Origin of the sequence: Cellulosimicrobium sp. NPDC057862 (genome assembly GCF_042797035.1) — a bacterium.
Classification (GTDB): domain Bacteria; phylum Actinomycetota; class Actinomycetes; order Actinomycetales; family Cellulomonadaceae; genus Cellulosimicrobium.
In genome coordinates, this window is record NZ_JBHVMH010000005.1 from 169,564 (window position 1) to 185,986 (window position 16,423).

At 75.3% G+C, this 16,423-nt stretch carries 13 protein-coding genes; 12 read left to right on the forward strand and 1 reads right to left on the reverse strand.

Annotation, left to right across the window (positions count from 1 at the left end; all coding sequences use genetic code 11):
* Window positions 1–1,008, reverse strand: a complete 1,008-nt coding sequence (locus tag ACFVN3_RS09330; RefSeq protein ID WP_378232585.1) for an AAA family ATPase — start codon at window positions 1,006–1,008, stop codon at window positions 1–3.
* A 372-nt stretch (window positions 1,009–1,380) separates the two neighbouring features.
* On the opposite strand from ACFVN3_RS09330, the gene mraZ reads away from it, so the two are divergent.
* The 12 genes from mraZ (at window position 1,381) to ACFVN3_RS09390 (ending at window position 16,423) form a co-directional block, all read left to right on the forward strand.
* Window positions 1,381–1,815, forward strand: a complete 435-nt coding sequence (mraZ, locus tag ACFVN3_RS09335; protein ID WP_378232586.1) for a division/cell wall cluster transcriptional repressor MraZ — start codon at window positions 1,381–1,383, stop codon at window positions 1,813–1,815.
* Window positions 1,816–1,985: 170 nt separating this feature from the next.
* Complete coding sequence (rsmH, locus tag ACFVN3_RS09340; protein ID WP_378232515.1) at window positions 1,986–3,020, forward strand: 16S rRNA (cytosine(1402)-N(4))-methyltransferase RsmH; 1,035 nt, start codon at window positions 1,986–1,988, stop codon at window positions 3,018–3,020.
* The gene (locus ACFVN3_RS09345; RefSeq protein ID WP_378232516.1) at window positions 3,017–3,466 is read left to right on the forward strand and encodes a hypothetical protein; all 450 of its coding nucleotides are present in this window, start codon (window positions 3,017–3,019) and stop codon (window positions 3,464–3,466) included. The genes rsmH and ACFVN3_RS09345 overlap by 4 nt, the downstream gene beginning before the upstream one ends.
* Complete coding sequence (locus ACFVN3_RS09350) at window positions 3,463–5,493, forward strand: penicillin-binding transpeptidase domain-containing protein (protein ID WP_378232517.1); 2,031 nt, start codon at window positions 3,463–3,465, stop codon at window positions 5,491–5,493. The genes ACFVN3_RS09345 and ACFVN3_RS09350 overlap by 4 nt, the downstream gene beginning before the upstream one ends.
* Window positions 5,494–5,641: 148 nt before the next feature.
* A complete protein-coding gene (locus tag ACFVN3_RS09355; protein ID WP_378232518.1) occupies window positions 5,642–7,309 on the forward strand; it encodes a UDP-N-acetylmuramoyl-L-alanyl-D-glutamate--2,6-diaminopimelate ligase in 1,668 nt (555 codons plus the stop codon).
* A complete protein-coding gene (murF, locus tag ACFVN3_RS09360) occupies window positions 7,306–8,754 on the forward strand; it encodes a UDP-N-acetylmuramoyl-tripeptide--D-alanyl-D-alanine ligase (RefSeq protein ID WP_378232519.1) in 1,449 nt (482 codons plus the stop codon). Before ACFVN3_RS09355 ends, murF begins: the two co-directional genes overlap by 4 nt.
* A complete protein-coding gene (mraY, locus tag ACFVN3_RS09365; protein ID WP_378232520.1) occupies window positions 8,751–9,833 on the forward strand; it encodes a phospho-N-acetylmuramoyl-pentapeptide-transferase in 1,083 nt (360 codons plus the stop codon). The genes murF and mraY overlap by 4 nt, the downstream gene beginning before the upstream one ends.
* A complete protein-coding gene (gene murD / locus ACFVN3_RS09370) occupies window positions 9,833–11,281 on the forward strand; it encodes a UDP-N-acetylmuramoyl-L-alanine--D-glutamate ligase (RefSeq protein WP_378232521.1) in 1,449 nt (482 codons plus the stop codon). The genes mraY and murD overlap by 1 nt, the downstream gene beginning before the upstream one ends.
* A gap of 12 nt (window positions 11,282–11,293) precedes the next feature.
* On the forward strand, window positions 11,294–12,646 hold the full coding sequence (locus ACFVN3_RS09375; RefSeq protein WP_378232522.1) for an FtsW/RodA/SpoVE family cell cycle protein: 1,353 nt from the start codon (window positions 11,294–11,296) through the stop codon (window positions 12,644–12,646).
* Between the two features lie 98 nt (window positions 12,647–12,744).
* The gene (murG, locus tag ACFVN3_RS09380; RefSeq protein ID WP_378232523.1) at window positions 12,745–13,896 is read left to right on the forward strand and encodes an undecaprenyldiphospho-muramoylpentapeptide beta-N-acetylglucosaminyltransferase; all 1,152 of its coding nucleotides are present in this window, start codon (window positions 12,745–12,747) and stop codon (window positions 13,894–13,896) included.
* On the forward strand, window positions 13,893–15,371 hold the full coding sequence (gene murC / locus ACFVN3_RS09385; protein WP_378232525.1) for a UDP-N-acetylmuramate--L-alanine ligase: 1,479 nt from the start codon (window positions 13,893–13,895) through the stop codon (window positions 15,369–15,371). The genes murG and murC overlap by 4 nt, the downstream gene beginning before the upstream one ends.
* Before the next feature lie 326 nt (window positions 15,372–15,697).
* Window positions 15,698–16,423, forward strand: a complete 726-nt coding sequence (locus tag ACFVN3_RS09390) for a cell division protein FtsQ/DivIB (RefSeq protein WP_378232526.1) — start codon at window positions 15,698–15,700, stop codon at window positions 16,421–16,423.

Sequence of the window (16,423 nt, forward strand, 5' to 3'; positions counted from 1 at the left end):
TCAGCGTCGCTCGGTCGCGTCCAGGGCGGGGATCGGCGTCTGCGCCACGATCGACGCGACGACGGCCTCGGCGTCCTGGCCCGAGAGCCGGGCCTCGGTCGTGATGACGAGCCGGTGCGCGAGCACGGGGACCGCGAGGTATTGCACGTCGTCGGGGAGCACGTGGTCGCGCCCTGCCATGGCCGCGAGGGACTTCGCCGCGCGCAGGAGCTGGAGCGTCGTCCGGGGCGACGCACCGAGCCGGAGGCCCGGGTGCTCGCGCGTCGCGGTGACGAGGGCGAGCACGTACCGCTTGACGGCGGTCGACGCGTAGACGGCGCGCGCGACCTCGGCGAACCGCAGGACGGCCGCGCCCGTGGTCACGGGGCGGAGGTGGGCCAGCGGGTTGTCCGACTCCTGCCGGTCGAGCATCCGGAGCTCGGCGTCGACGTCGGGGTAGCCGACGGTCAGGCGCGCCATGAAGCGGTCGCGCTGCGCTTCCGGCAGAGGGTAGGTGCCCTCCATCTCGACGGGGTTCTGCGTGGCGACGACGAGGAAGGGGCTCGGCAGCGGGTGGGAGGTCCCGTCGACCGTCGTCTGACCCTCCTCCATGCACTCGAGGAGCGCCGACTGCGTCTTGGGCGAGGCGCGGTTGATCTCGTCGCCGATGACGATGTTGGAGAAGACCGGTCCTGGACGGAACTCGAACTCGTGGTTCGCCGCACGGTAGATGTTGACGCCGGTGAGGTCGCTCGGCAGGAGGTCCGGCGTGAACTGGATGCGGCCGACCTTGCAGTCGATCGTACGGGCCAGCGCCTTGGCGAGCGTCGTCTTGCCGACGCCGGGGACGTCCTCGATGAGGAGGTGGCCCTGGGCGAGGAGGACGGCGACGGTGACGGTCACGAGATCGGGACGGCCTGTGACGACGGACTCGATGCCGGAGCGGATCCGGCCCGTGGTCTCGACCAGCTCGTCGAGTCCGGCGAGGGCGTCGCCCCCGGGCTCGTCGGAGGGCGCGACAGGGGCGATGTCGGGGAGCACGGAGACCTCCGTCGTCGGTGGCGCAGTGCCGCGGACCAGGGAGACCGCGGGTGGGAAGAGCCTAGTGGACCACCGGCTCAGCGCCGAGCGCCGGCGCGAGGGCCGGACGCCGCCCAGGCCGCGCGGCCACAGCGCGCGCTCGCCCCCGGACCGGCGTCGCGACGCGCCATGGGGAGTGCTCCCCTCCACCCCGCTCCACCCCGCGTGACCTGCGGAGATCCTGCGAAGGCGGGTGAAAGCCCGTGGATTCACCGAGAGCGGTGGAGGGAAGTGGAGTACCGTGGAGGAGAAGGGAGCAGGAGGGGAGGTGCCAGGTGTATGTCCGGCTTCGTGGACGACGTGCTCGGCGGTTCCTCCGGCCTGCTCCTGGGCACCTTCACGCCACGGCTGGACGACAAGGGGAGGCTCATCCTCCCCGCGAAGTTCCGGTCGCGGCTCGCACCGGGTCTCGTCATGACGCGGGGGCAGGAGCGCTGTCTGTTCCTGCTGCCGATGGACGAGTTCCGGCGCATGTACGACCAGATCCGGCAGGCGCCGGTGACGAGCAAGCAGGCCCGGGACTACCTGCGCGTCTTCCTCTCGGGAGCGAGCGACGAGATCCCGGACAAGCAGGGACGCGTCTCGATCCCCGGGCCCTTGCGGGCGTACGCGGGGCTCGATCGCGACGTCGCCGTGATCGGCGCCGGTACGCGGGTCGAGATCTGGGACGCGCAGGCCTGGGAGACGTACCTCGCGGAGCAGGAGTCGGCGTACTCCGACACCGCGGAGGAGGTGTTCCCTGACCTGCGCTTCTAGGGCTCGACCCACGGCTCCCGCACGGTGAGGCCTCCTCCCGCCCGGTCTGACGCACTTCCCCGGCGCCAGAAAGGACGCGGAGGGAGACCTGACCGTACGGGACCGGTCGGACGAGGCGCACCACCGGACGGGACGACCCGGCCACGACCAGCACGGAGAGGAGGACGGACATGACGAGCACCCCCGACGACGCCGCCGAGCGGCACGTCCCGGTCCTCCTCCAGCGCTGCGTCGACCTCCTCGCCCCCGCGCTCGCGGAGCCCGGCGCCGTCCTCGTCGACTGCACGCTCGGCATGGGCGGGCACACCGAGGCCGTCCTGGAGCAGGTCCCGACGGCGCGCGTCGTCGGCATCGACCGCGACCCCGAGGCCATCGCCCGCGCGTCGCGCCGTCTCGAGCGGTTCGGTGACCGGTTCCGCGCGGTGCACGCCGTCTACGACGAGATCGGCGACGTCGTGGCCGACGTCGTCGGCGCACCGGTCCAGGGCGTGCTCATGGACCTCGGGGTCTCCTCGCTCCAGATCGACGAGGCCGACCGCGGCTTCTCCTACGCGCACGACGCACCGCTCGACATGCGCATGGACCCGACGACCGGCCCGACCGCCGCCGACGTCCTCAACACCTACGACGAGCGCGCGCTCACCCGGATCCTGCGCGACTACGGCGAGGAGCGGTTCGCCCAGCGCGTGGCCCGGGCGATCGTCCGGCGTCGCGAGCAGCGGCCGTGGGAGCGCAGCGCCGAGCTCGTCGAGGTCGTGCGCGGTGCGATCCCCGCCGCGACGCGCACGACGGGTGGGAACCCGGCCAAACGGACCTTCCAGGCGCTGCGGATCGAGGTGAACGGCGAGCTCGAGGTCCTCGAGCGCGCCGTCCCGGCTGCCGTGGACGTCCTCGCCGTGGGCGGGCGCCTCGTCGTCGAGTCGTACCACTCGCTCGAGGACCGGATCGTCAAGCGCGTGCTCGCCGCGGGGGCGACGATCAGCGCGCCGCCCGGGCTGCCCGTCGTGCCGGAGGAGGACCAGCCGTACCTGCGGCTCCTCACCCGGGGCGCGGAGGAGGCGTCGGCCACCGAGCGGGAGTCCAACCCGCGCTCGGCGTCCGTGCGGCTCCGTGCCGCGGAGCGCACCCGGCCCACGCCGCCGCACCGCCGCCCGACGCACCGACCGACCGACCGACCGCACGACCCGGGGGAGAGGACACGATGAGCGCACAGAGGTCGACCGCCGCCCGCCCGCTCCCGCGCACGGCGCGCCCGACGCCCGCCCCGCGCCCGTCGCTCACCGCGCTGCCGGGCGGCGCGTCCGAGCGCGCGCTCCGCTCGCGTCTCGAGCTCGTCCGGGCGCCGCTCCAGGCGCGGTCCAAGATCCCGTTCCTCGTCGTCTGCATGTCGATCCTCGGTGCCGCGCTCCTGTGTGCTCTCCTGGTGAACACGACGATGGCGCGCAACTCCTACGAGATGTCGGAGCTGCGGCGGGAGGAGAGCCGCGTGGCCCAGGACACGCAGAGCCTGCAGGCGCAGGTCGACGCCCAGAAGACCTCGCTGCCGGACACCGCGGCCTCCCTCGGCATGGTCCCCGCGGAGGACCCGGCGATGGTCCGGCTGTCCGACGGCACGGTCCTCGGTGGTGCGCAGGAGGAGGCCGGGCAGTGACGGGTAAGACCGGAGCCGGACGCGACCGCCGGTCGCGACCCGCGGCGAGCACGCAGCGGTCCCGCCCCGCCCCCACGGCCTCCCGGCCCTCGCCGGGAGGCCGTGGTGCTTCCGGCGACGGGCGCAGCGCCGCGGGCGCGAGCACGCGCGTCGCGGCGACCGCCCGTCCGTCGACGACCACGACCGCCCGCCCGTCGAGGACGTCCGCCTCCCGCTCGCCGCGGAGCGGCGGCCGCCCGCCGGCCCGCCCCGCGCGGGCGACCCGCGAGCCGGGCCGCCCCGAGCGGCGCCAGCGCTGGCTCATCGTCGTCGCCGGCGTGGTCACGGCCGTCTTCGTGGGCCAGCTCGTCAACGTCCAGGTGCTGCGCGGGCCGGCGCTCGCGGCCGACGCGCGCGACGACCGCACGCGCAGCTCGACCCTCCTGGCCCACCGCGGCGACATCACCGACGCCGACGGCGTGGTGCTCGCGACGTCCGTGGACCGGTACACGGTCGCGGCGGACCCGAAGACGATCGCCGAGTTCGAGCCCCGCAGCGCCGACCTCGTCGACGGGGAGCCGCTCGAGGAGGGCGGCGCCGTGGGGGTCGCCAAGCTGCTCGCCCCGATCCTCGGGAAGTCCTCCCCGGAGCTCGCCGCGCAGCTCAACGGGACGTCGCGGTACGTCGTCCTCGCCAAGGACGTCACGCCCGAGGTGCAGCGCCAGATCACGGACCTCCAGCTCTCGGCCTACGTGCGCACCACCATGACGAGCGAACGGACGTACCCGGCGGGCACGGTCGCGGGCAACCTCGTGGGGTTCGTCAACGAGGAGCAGTCGGGGGGCGGCGGTGTCGAGGCGTCCTACGACGACGTCCTCGCCGGCGTCTCCGGGTCGCGCGAGTGCGAGGCCGGGCTGGGCGGCCAGGTCATCCCGACCGGCCGGTGCGACGTCGTGGACGCGGTGCCCGGGCGGAACGTGCAGCTCACGGTCTCGCGCGACGTGCAGTGGAAGGCGCAGGACTCGGTGGACCGCGCGGTGAGCGAGACCGGCGCGGAGTACGCGATCGCCGTGGTGCAGGACACGCGCACGGGCGAGATCCTCGCGCTCGCGGACTCGGGGACGGTGAACCCGAACGACCGCACCACGGACGCCGTCGCCCGGCCGAGCCGCGCGGTGTCGAACGTCTTCGACCCCGGGTCGACGGGCAAGGTCGTCACGATGGCCGCCGCGATCGAGGGCGGCTATGCCGACGCCGCGACCCAGTTCGAGGTGCCCGACCGCTACACCACGCCCAACGGGCAGACGTTCAAGGACTCGCACGACCACCCGGTGCAGCGGCTCACCCTCGCGGGGGTCCTCGCCGAGTCCTCGAACACCGGGACGGTCCAGGTCGGGGAGAAGATCCCCAAGCAGGTCCGCTACGACTACCTGCGCAAGTTCGGGTTCGGGGAGAAGTCGGGCCTCGGTCTGCCGGGGGAGTCCGCCGGGATCCTGCACCCCGCCGACGCGTGGGACGGCCGGACCGAGTACGCCGTGCTCTTCGGCCAGAGCGTGTCCGTGAACGCCGTCCAGGCGACGAGCGTGTTCTCGACGATCGCCAACGGCGGGGTGCGCACGACGCCGAGCATCGTCGCGGGCACGACGGACGAGCACGGCGAGCTCGTCGCGGCGCAGCGCCCGGACCCGGTGCGCGTCGTCTCGCAGGAGACGGCGGACACCGTGCTCCACATGATGGAGTCGGTCGTCGAGGAGGGCACGGGCTCGAGCGCGGCGGTGCCGGGCTACCGCGTCGCCGGCAAGACGGGCACCGCGGAGGCCGCCGGTGCGGACGGACGGCTGTCGGGGATCATGGCGTCGTTCATCGGCGTCGCGCCCGCGGACGACCCGCGGTACACGGTGTCGGTGTTCCTCAAGAACCCCCACTCGTCGATCTTCGGCGGTGTCGTCGCGGCGCCCGTGTTCAGCGAGATCATGGGCTTCACGCTCGAGCACGAGGGCGTGCAGCCGAGCACGGAGCCGTACGTGCCGCTCCCGACGACGTGGTGAACCTCACCCCGGCGGCCGACCTCGCGCCACGAGGCCGTCGCGTCGTCCGTGACGGTGTCGGTGAAGGTCCCGTGAAGCGTGCGCCGCTGCGGTGCCCGGGGCAGGACGGCTTGCGAGGGTCGCGGCCCCGGCACGGTAGGTTCTACACGTGACATCCCCGATCGACCGCCTTCGTCCTGCCGCGACCACCCGTCGGTCGGTCGAGGACCTGGCAGCACGGTTTGGTCTCGACGTCCGCGCAGGTGGCGGGCCCGGCGGCCCGTCGGCGCCGGGTGCCGTCGAGGTGTGGTCGGTCGCCTCCGACGACCGGACGGCGGACGCGGGCGACCTCTTCGTCGCCCTCCCCGGCGCACGCGCGCACGGGGCACGCTTCGCGCCCGCCGCCGTCGCGCGCGGGGCGCACGCCGTCCTCACGGACGAGCAGGGCGCGGCGCTCGTGGCCGCGGCGGGACTCGAGGTCCCCGTGCTCGTCGCCGCGGACCCGCGTGCGCTGCTCGGCCCGGTCGCCGCGTGGGTCTACGGCGGCCCCGCGCAGGACCTCACGACGTTCGGTGTGACCGGCACGAACGGCAAGACCACCACCACCTACCTGGTCGACCACGCGCTGCGCGCGCTCGGCTGGAAGGGCGGGCTCATCGGCACGGTGGAGATGCGGTCGGGCGACCGCGTCCTGCCGAGCCGGCTCACGACGCCCGAGGCCGCCGACCTCCAGGCGCTGCTCGCGGCGATGCGGGAGGACGGCGTGCGCACCCTCGCGATGGAGGTCTCGTCGCACGCGCTCGCGCTGCACCGGGTCGACGGGCTCGTGTTCGACGTCGTGGGCTTCACCAACCTCAGCCAGGACCACCTCGACTTCCACGGCGACCTCCAGGAGTACTTCGAGGCGAAGGCGCTCCTCTTCACTCCCGAGCACGCCCGCCGTGGCGTCGTCGTCGTCGACGACGCGTGGGGCGAGCGCATGGTCGCGGCCGCCCGCATCCCGGTCGCGACGCTGCGCGTCGGCGCGCGGAGCCCGGAGGACCAGCAGCCCGACGCGGACTGGACCGTGCACGAGGTCGAGCCCTCGGCAGCGGGCGGCTCCGCGTTCACGCTGCGGCACCGTGACGGCCGGAGCGTGCGCACGACGACGGCCCTGCCGGGCGCGTTCAACGTCGCCAACGCGGCCCTCGCCCTCGCGCTCGTGCTCGAGGCGGGGACCGACCCGCGCGACGTGGAGGCGGCGCTCGAGGCGGCGGGCGGGCTCGCCCCGGCGGTCCCGGGACGCATGGAGGTCGTCTCGCGCCCCCCGCACCGTCCGCGCGTCGTCGTGGACTTCGCCCACAACCCGGACGCGCTCGCGCTCGCCCTCGACGCGCTGCGCCCCACGACGCCGGGCCGTCTGGTCGTCGTGTTCGGTGCCACGGGCGACCGCGACCGCGGCAAGCGGCCCACGATGGGCGGCGTCGCGGTCGAGGGGGCCGACGTCGTCGTCGTGACGGACGACGACCCGCACGGCGAGGACCCGGCCGCGATCCGCGCGGAGGTGCTGCCGGGCGCGCACGCCGCGCGCGAGGCGGCGGCCGCCGCGCCCGAGCCGCGCGACGTCGTCGTGCTCGAGGTCGCGCCGCGCGCCCGGGCGATCCGCGAGGCGATCGCCGCCGCCGGCCCCGAGGACACGGTGCTCGTCGCGGGCCGCGGCCACGAGGTGTGGCAGGAGATCGCCGGCGTCGACCACCCCCTGGACGACCGTGTCGAGGCGCGCGCCGCGCTCGAGGAGCGGGACCCGGCCCGCGCACCCCACGACACCCCCGACGACCTGAAGGAGCACCACGCATGATCGAGCTCACTGCGGCGCAGGTGGCCGCAGCGACCGGCGGACGGCTGTCCGCCGACCCGGAGGTGCGGGTCGGGGGGCCCGTCGTCGTCGACTCGCGCCGGGTCGCGCCGGGATCGCTCTTCGTCGCGCTGCCCGGCGAGCACGTCGACGGGCACGACTTCGCGCCCGGGGCCGTCGCCGCCGGCGCGTCCCTGGTCCTCGCCGCGCGCGAGCTCGACGTGCCGTGCGTCGTCGTCGACGACGTCCAGACCGCGCTCGGCGAGCTCGCCCGGCACGTGCTCGCGACGCTGCGCGAGCGCGGCGACCTGCGCGTCGTCGCGGTGACCGGCTCCGTGGGCAAGACGACGACCAAGGACCTGCTGGGTCAGCTGCTGCGGCCCGAGGGCGAGACGGTCGTGCCGCGCGGTTCGTTCAACAACGAGATCGGGCTCCCGCTCACGGTGCTCGAGGCGGACGAGTCCACGCGGTTCCTCGTGCTCGAGATGGGCGCGAGCGGCGTCGGCCACCTCACCTACCTCACGCGCATCGCGCCCCCCGACGTCTCGGTCGTCCTCGTCGTGGGCAGCGCCCACCTCGGGGAGTTCGGCGGGATCGAGGCCGTGGCCCGCGCCAAGTCCGAGCTCGTCACGGGGCTCGCGCCGGGCGGGGTCGCGGTGCTCAACGCCGACGACCTCCGGGTCGCGGCGATGGCCGACGTCGCGCCGGGCGAGGTCGTCACGTTCGGCACCATCCCCGCCGCCGACGTGCGCGCCGAGGACCTCGGGATCGACCGCACCGGCCGCGCGTCCTTCACGCTGCGCGTGCGTCCGGGGGCTTCCGGGGGCGCGCAGCCGGCCGAGGAGACGCGCGCGCGCGCGACCCTCGGCCTCGTGGGCGAGCACCACGTGACGAACGCCCTCGCGGCCGCGACGGCGGCGCTGCGCCTCGGCGTCGCGCTGCCCGACGTCGCCGCGCGGCTCTCCGACGCCCGTGCGCTGAGCCCGCACCGGATGCAGGTCACCGAGCGGCCCGACGGCGTGACGGTGATCGACGACTCGTACAACGCCAACCCCGACTCCATGCGTGCTGCGCTCAAGGCGCTCGCCGTGATGGCGGGGCGCGACCGGCGCTCGGTCGCCGTGCTCGGCGAGATGCTGGAGCTCGGCGAGGACTCGCGCGTCGCTCACGACGACCTCGGCCGGCTCGTGGTGCGATTGAACGTCAAGCTGCTCGTCGTGGTCGGCGAGGGCGCCGGCGGCATCCACGACGGCGCGACCCAGGAGGGGTCGTGGGGCGACGAGACCCGGTTCGTCCCCGACGTGGAGGCGGCGTCCGCGCTGCTGCGCGACGAGCTGCGGGAAGGGGACGTCGTGCTCGTGAAGGCCTCGAACGGGTCCGGGCTGTGGCGGCTCGGCGACGAGCTGGCCGCGGCTGGTGCGGACGCGCCCGGAGGTGACCGCGCATGATCGCGATCATCGTCGCGGCGGGCGTCTCCCTGCTCGTCGCCCTCTTCGGGACGCCGCTGTTCATCCGGTTCCTCGTCCACCGCAACTACGGGCAGTTCGTCCGCCAGGACGGCCCGACGGCGCACTTCACCAAGCGCGGGACGCCCACCATGGGCGGGGTCGTCATCATCGGGGCGACGCTGCTCGGCTGGGCGATGTCGTACGTCGTCTCGGGGCGGTTCCCGAGCGTGTCCTCCCTGCTCGTGCTGTTCCTCATGACCGGGCTCGGGATCGTCGGGTTCCTCGACGACTTCACGAAGATCCGCAAGCAGCGCAGCCTCGGGCTCACGGCGCGCGCCAAGATCGTCGGCCAGGGGGCCGTCGGCATCGCGTTCGCGGTGCTCGCGCTCCAGTTCCCCAACGAGCACGGTCGGACGCCCGCGTCCACGCGCATCTCCTTCCTGCGCGACACGAACCTCGACCTCGCGTTCGCGGGCGCGACGGTCGGTCTGATCCTGTTCGTGATCTGGGCGAACTTCCTCATCACGGCGTGGTCGAACGCGGTGAACCTCACCGACGGCCTCGACGGCCTCGCGACGGGCGTCTCGCTCATCGTGTTCGGCTCGTACGTCCTCGTGGGCATCTGGCAGCTCAACCAGACGTGCCAGCGCCTCGCCTCGGCAGGACCGAGCTGCTACGAGACGCGCGACCCGCAGGACCTCGCGATCGTCGCCGCGGCGATCGTCGGCGCGTGCTTCGGCTTCCTGTGGTGGAACGCGAGCCCGGCGAAGATCTTCATGGGCGACACCGGCTCGCTCGCCCTCGGCGGCGCGCTCGCCGGCCTCTCGATCCTCACCCGGACCGAGTTCCTCGCGCTCATCATCGGCGGCCTGTTCGTCATCATCGTGCTCTCCGACGTCATCCAGATCGGCTTCTTCAAGATGACCGGTCGGCGCGTGTTCAAGATGGCCCCGCTGCACCACCACTTCGAGCTGTCGGGCTGGGGCGAGGTCACCATCGTCATCCGCTTCTGGCTCATCGCCGGGCTGTTCGCCGCGCTCGGCATCGGCATCTTCTACGCCGAGTGGGTGGTCGGCTAGTGGCTCGCGACCGTCACGACCTCGCGGTCCCGCTCGAGGAGGCGCGCGTGGTCGTCGCCGGCCTCGGCGTCTCCGGTCGGGCCGCAGCCGCCGCCCTCGCGCCCCGGGCCGCCGCCGTCGTCACGCTCGACGACCGCGCCGAGGGCGCCGACCTGCGCGACGCGGACGACGTCGACCTCGCGGCGACCGACCTCGTCGTCGTCTCGCCCGGCTGGCCGCCGTCCCACCCGCTGCTCGTCGCGGCGGGCGAGCGGGGCGTGCCGGTGTGGAGCGAGGTCGAGCTCGCGTGGCGCCTGCGCGTCGACGGCCCGTCGGGGCGTCCGGCGCCCTGGCTCGCCGTGACCGGGACGAACGGCAAGACGACGACCGTCGAGATGCTCGAGACGATCCTGCGGACCGCGGGCCTGCGCGTCGCGGCGGTGGGCAACGTCGGCACTCCGGTCGTGGAGGCGGCGGGAGACCCGACGCTCGACGTGCTCGCCGTGGAGCTCTCGAGCTTCCAGCTCCACTTCACGCACACGACGTCGCCCGAGGCGGGTGCGGTGCTCAACGTCGCCCCGGACCACCTCGACTGGCACGGCGGGATCGACGCGTACGCCGCGGACAAGGGCCGGGTCTTCGAGGACGCGCAGGTCGCGTGCGTCTACAACGCCGCGGACCCCCGCACGGAGGCGCTCGTGCGGGAGGCCGACGTGGTCGAGGGCGCGCGCGCCGTCGGCTTCACGCTCGGCGCGCCGGCCCGCGGCCAGCTCGGCGTCATCGAGGACGTGCTCGTGGACCGCGCGTTCCACGCTCCCGCGGACGCGCCCGACCGGCACACGCACGCCGCCGAGCTCGCGACGCTGGGCGACCTCGCCCACCTGGCCGGTGCCGACGGCATCGTGCCCGCGCACGTGGTGGCGAACGCCCTCGCCGCGGCCGCCCTGGCCCGAGCGCACGGCGTGCCTGCCGTGGCCGTGCGCGACGGGCTGCGCGCCTTCCGGACGGGCTCGCACCGCATCGAGCAGGTCGCGTCGGTCGAGGGCGTGGCCTACGTCGACGACTCCAAGGCGACGAACGCGCACGCGGCCTCCGCGTCGCTCGCGTCGTTCGCGCCCGGGACGGTCGTGTGGGTCGCGGGCGGCCTCGCGAAGGGCGCCTCGTTCGACGAGCTCGTCGCCGCGCGCGCCGACCGGCTGCGGGCCGTGGTGCTCATCGGCGTCGACGCGGAGCCGTTCTCGGGTGCGCTCGCCCGACACGCGCCCGATATCCCGGTCGTCCGCGTCGATCCTGGCGACACTGGGACCGTGATGCCCCGTGCCGTCGACTCCGCCCGCCGCCTCGCGCAGGCCGGCGACACCGTGCTGCTCGCCCCGGCCGGTGCGTCGATGGACCAGTTCCGCTCGTACGCCGCGCGCGGCGACGCGTTCGCCGACGCGGCGCGCGCGCTGCGCCCCGACCACGGGTAGGCCGGCCCGGCCATGACACAGACCGCGAACGGACGAGGGGCGCCGTCGGCGCGCACGACCCCTCGCACGGGCGCGGGTCGCAGCACGACGCGAGGCCGGACGAAGGCGCCGACGGGCCGCGAGGCGCGCCCGCGCACGACCGCCGCCCCGACCGAGCGGCCCTGGCTCGGGCAGTGGAACAGCACCGTGACGAGCTACTACCTCCTCGTCGGTGCGACCGCGCTGCTGACGATCATCGGGCTCGTCATGGTGTTCTCGAGCTCGGCCGTCACCCAGATCGCGGCGGGCAAGTCGCCGTTCGGCGCGTTCGTCGAGCAGGCGCGGTTCGCGCTCATGGGCCTCCCCGTCCTGCTGATCGCCACGCGCGTCCCCGTCCGCTGGTACAAGCGCCTCGCCTGGCCCGGCCTGGTCGTCGCCGTCGGCCTGCTCGCCGCCGTCGTGGTGTTCGGCGACGCGACCGGCGGCAACCAGAACTGGCTGCCGATCGGAGGGTTCCGGTTCCAGCCCTCCGAGCTCGCGAAGCTCGCGCTCGCGCTCTGGCTCGGGGTGGTCCTCGGCCGCAAGCAGCGGCTGCTCGGCGAATGGCGGCACGTCCTCGTGCCCGCCGTGCCGGGGGCGCTCGCGGTCGTCGGCCTCGTCCTGGCCGGCCACGACCTCGGCACGGCGCTCGTCATCATGATGCTCGCGGCCGGTGCGTTCGTCGTGTCCGGGGCGAGCGCGCGCCTGCTCGGGCTGGGGGCGGCGGTCGCGGCCTTCGCCGTGGGCTACGGGCTGATCTACCTCCAGGAGGGCGGCGACCGCCTCGGCCGGATCGCGTCGGCGTACGGGGAGTGCACGGACCCGCTCGGCGAGTGCTACCAGTCCCTGCACGGGCAGTGGGCGCTCGGCACCGGGGGGCTGACGGGCGTGGGGCTCGGCGCGAGCCGGGAGAAGTGGCTGTACCTGCCCGAGGCGCACAACGACTTCATCTTCGCCGTGATCGGCGAGGAGCTCGGGCTCTTCGGGACCCTGCTCGTCCTCGGCCTGTTCGTGGTCCTCGGACTGGCGATGAGCAGGATCGTGCGACGCCACCCGGACCCCTTCGTCAAGATCGCCACGGCGGCCATCGGCTGCTGGATCGTCGGGCAGGCCTTCATCAACATCGGCGTCGTGATCGGGCTCCTGCCCGTGATCGGCGTCCCGCTGCCGCTCGTCTCCTCCGGAGGCACGGCGCTCGTGACGACCATGGCCGCGCTCGGCGTCGTGATCTCGTTCGCACGCACCGAGCCCGGCGCGGCCGAGGCGCTGGCGGCCCGGGGGAGCGTCGTGCGGCGCTCGCTCGCGGTCGTCGGCCGGGCGGCCCGGCCCCGGCGCCGCGCGCGATGACCCTCGCCCGGGGACCGGGCGACGCCCGGCTCCCGGGCCCACAGCTTCAGACCACAGCCAGGACGCGGCACCCGCCGCAGGGAAGGACGACGAGGTACGTGACGACGATCGGTTCGGTGGTGCTCGCAGGCGGCGGGACGGCGGGGCACGTGAACCCGCTCCTGGCGGTGGCGGACGAGCTGCGGGCGCGTGAGCCCGGCGTGGTGGTGACCGCGCTCGGGGTCGCGGGCGGGCTGGAGGACGACCTCGTGCCCGCGCGCGGCTACCCGCTGCGGCACGTGCCGCGCGTCCCGCTCCCGCGACGGCCGAGCGCCGAGTGGGTGAACCTCCCGGGGCGGCTCAAGTCGGCGGTCGACGCCGCGGGCGCCGTCATCGACGAGACGGGCGCGCGCGTCGTCGTGGGCTTCGGCGGCTACGTGTCGACCCCTGCCTACCTCGCCGCGCGCCGCCGTGACGTCCCGGTGGTGATCCACGAGCAGAACGCGCGGCCCGGGCTCGCCAACAGGCTCGGCGCCCGGTGGGCCGCTCGCGTCGGGGTGACGTTCGAGGGCACGCCGCTCAAGGGCGGCGTGGTGACCGGCCTGCCGCTGCGCCGCGAGATCCAGGACCTCGTGGCCGCCCGCGCGGCCGACGCCGGGGCCGTGCGGGCGGACGCCGCGGCGCGCCTCGGGCTCGACCCGGGTCGGCGCACGCTCGTCGTCACGGGCGGGTCGCTCGGGGCGCAGAGCCTCAACGAGGCCGTCTCCGGGGCGGCCGACGCGCTCCTCGGTGCGGGCGCGCAGGTGCTCCACCTGACGGGCAAGGGGAAGGACGCCGCCGTCCGCGACGCCGGCGCGGCAGCCGTCGCGGTCCGACCCGGTGCGCGGTACGACGTGCGCGAGTACCTCGCCGAGATGCAGCTCGCGCTCGCCGTCGCGGACCTGGTCGTGTGCCGCGCGGGCGCCGGGACCGTGGGCGAGCTCGCCGCCCTGGGCATCCCCGCCGTGTACGTCCCCCTGCCGATCGGCAACGGCGAGCAGCGGCTCAACGCCGGCCCGGTCGTCGCCGCGGGCGGTGGCCTGCTCGTCGACGACGCGCAGCTCGACGCGGCCTGGGTCGCGCGCGAGGTCCCGGCGCTGCTCGGCGACCCGACGCGCCTCGACGCGATGGCGAGCGCCGCCGCGGGGGCAGGTGTGCGCGACGGCGCGGCGCGCGTCGCCGACCTCGTCGCCGAGGCGGTCGCCGCCGGCCAGACCGGGGCGCGCTCGTGACGACCCGAGGTGCCGCCGCCCCGGTCCCGCTCGAGGAGCTCGGCACCGTCCACCTCGTCGGGGTCGGCGGCGCCGGCATGTCGGTGGTCGCGCGGCTCCTCGCCGCCCACGGTGTCCGCGTGCAGGGCTCGGACGCGCGCGAGAGCGAGACGCTCGCCGCGCTCCGGGCCGACGGCGTGCGGGTCTGGGTGGGGCACGACGGCGACCACGTCGCGGACGCCGACACCGTGGTGGTCTCGAGCGCGGTCCGCGAGTCGAACCCGGAGCTCGCCGCCGCACGCGCCGCGGGGCTGCGCGTGCTGCACCGCTCGCAGGCGCTCGCGTCGCTCATGGCCCGCGGCCGGTCGGTCGCGGTCGCGGGCGCGCACGGCAAGACGACGACGTCCGCGATGATCGCGACGGTCCTGCGCGGTGCGGGACTCGACCCGTCGTTCGCGATCGGGGGCACGGTGCTCACCGCGGACGGTCCCGTCGCCGGGGGCCACCTCGGGTCGGACGTCCTCGTGGCCGAGGCGGACGAGTCCGACGGCTCGTTCCTCAACTACGCGCCCGACGTCGCCGTCGTGACGAACGTCGAGCCGGACCACCTCGACCACTACGGGTCGCGCGCGGCGTTCGAGCAGGCGTTCGTCGACTTCGCGGCACGGATCGTCCCGGGCGGGACGCTCGTCGCGTGCGCAGACGACCCGGGGGCCCGGGCGCTCGCGGCCGCCCATGCCGAGGGCGGGGGCGCGGTCGTGACGTATGGCACCTCCGCCGACGCGGACGTCCGCGTGTCGGACGTGCGTCCCACGACCGACGGCGGGCGGGCAGGGGTGCAGGCGTCGCTGACGGGGGCCGTCGGCACCGCGGCGCTCGACGGGCTGGAGCTCCGGCTGCGCGTGCCCGGCCACCACAACGCGCTCAACGCCACGGCCGCGGTCGCGACGGCGGTCGTGCTCGGCGTGGACGCGTCGGCGGCGGTCGCGGCGGCGCACGGCTTCCTCGGCACGGGGCGCCGGTTCGAGGCGCGGGGAGAGGCCGGCGGGGTGCGCGTCGTCGACGACTACGCGCACCACCCGACCGAGGTCGCCGCGCTGCTGGCCGCCGCGCGACCCGTCGCTGCGGGCGGCCGGGTGCTCGTGCTCTTCCAGCCGCACCTGTACTCGCGCACCGCGACGTTCGCGCGCGAGTTCGCCGACGCGCTGGGCGCCGCGGACGAGGTCGTCGTGACGGGGGTCTACGCGGCGCGCGAGGACCCCGACCCGACCGTCGGAGCGCACACGATCACCGACCTGATGGACGCCCCCGATGTCGTGGTGGCGGCCGTGGAGGACCGGGTCGAGGCTGCCCACCGCGTCGCGGACGCCGCGCGGCCGGGCGACCTCGTCCTCACGGTCGGCGCCGGCGACGTGACGGAGCTGGGCACGGTCGTCCTCGCGCGGATCGCCGAGCGAGCCGCGGGCGCCGGCTCCACCGGAGGGGGCGAGGCCTGATGCGTCCCCCGCCCCGGCCCCGACCCTCCGCGCCCCGACCGGACCGGTCGGGCGCGGGGGAGCGTGCCGCGCGGCCGCCGGCTCCGGGGGCGTCGCGGGCCGGGACGTCCACGCCGGCTCCCCGGGCTCCGGCCGAGGAGACGCCCACGCGACCGGTCCGGCGGGTGGCCGCGTCCGGGCGCGAGCTCGTGCCGTCGTCCGCCGAGCGCCCGAGGGGCCGGACGGCGACGGGACCGCCGAGCGGCCGGGGGCGGGGCGGTGGCGCGGGGACGCCGACCGCGCCGCGCGGGACGCCGACGGCCCCGGTCGGCGTGGTGTCCCACGGGATGGCCGAGCGCCTGGCCGAGCGCGACGCGATGCGCCGGCACCGGGTGCGCACCCGCGTGCTGGGGTGGACGGCGGGCGTCCTGGTCGTGGCCGCGCTCGTGTGGGTCGCCTTCTTCTCCTCGGTGCTCGGGCTCGACCCGGAGGACGTGACGATCTCGGGAGAGGGCACGGTGATCGACCCGGCCCAGGTCGAGACCGTCGTGGCGGAGTCCGCGGGGGTGCCGCTGCCGCGGCTGGACACGGTCGCGCTGCGCGAGCGGGTCCTGGCCCTCAACGGCGTCCGCGACGTCGAGGTCCGCCGGTCCTGGCCCACGGGGCTGAGCGTCGTGCTCGAGTCGCGCGAGCCCGTGGTCGCGGTCCCGGTGGACGGCGGGTTCGCGCTCCTCGACGCCGACGGCGTCCAGGTCCGGACCGACCCGGCGGTCCCTGAGGGCCTGCCTGAGATCGACGCCCCGCTCGACGAGCGCGGGGCGAAGGCGCTCGACGCGGCCCTCGTGCTCCTCAACGCGTTGCCGGCGGACCTCCACGCGCAGGTCGCCGAGGTCTCGGCCCCGACCCGCGACGCGGTCCGGATGACGCTCCGGGACGGTGTCGTGGTGGAGTGGGGGAGCTCGGAGGAGGCGGCGCTCAAGGTGCGCGTCCTCCAGACGCTGCGGGCGGTCCCGGAGAACGCGGGCGTGACGCTCTTCGACGTCTCGGCGCCCACGATGCCGGTGACGCGATGA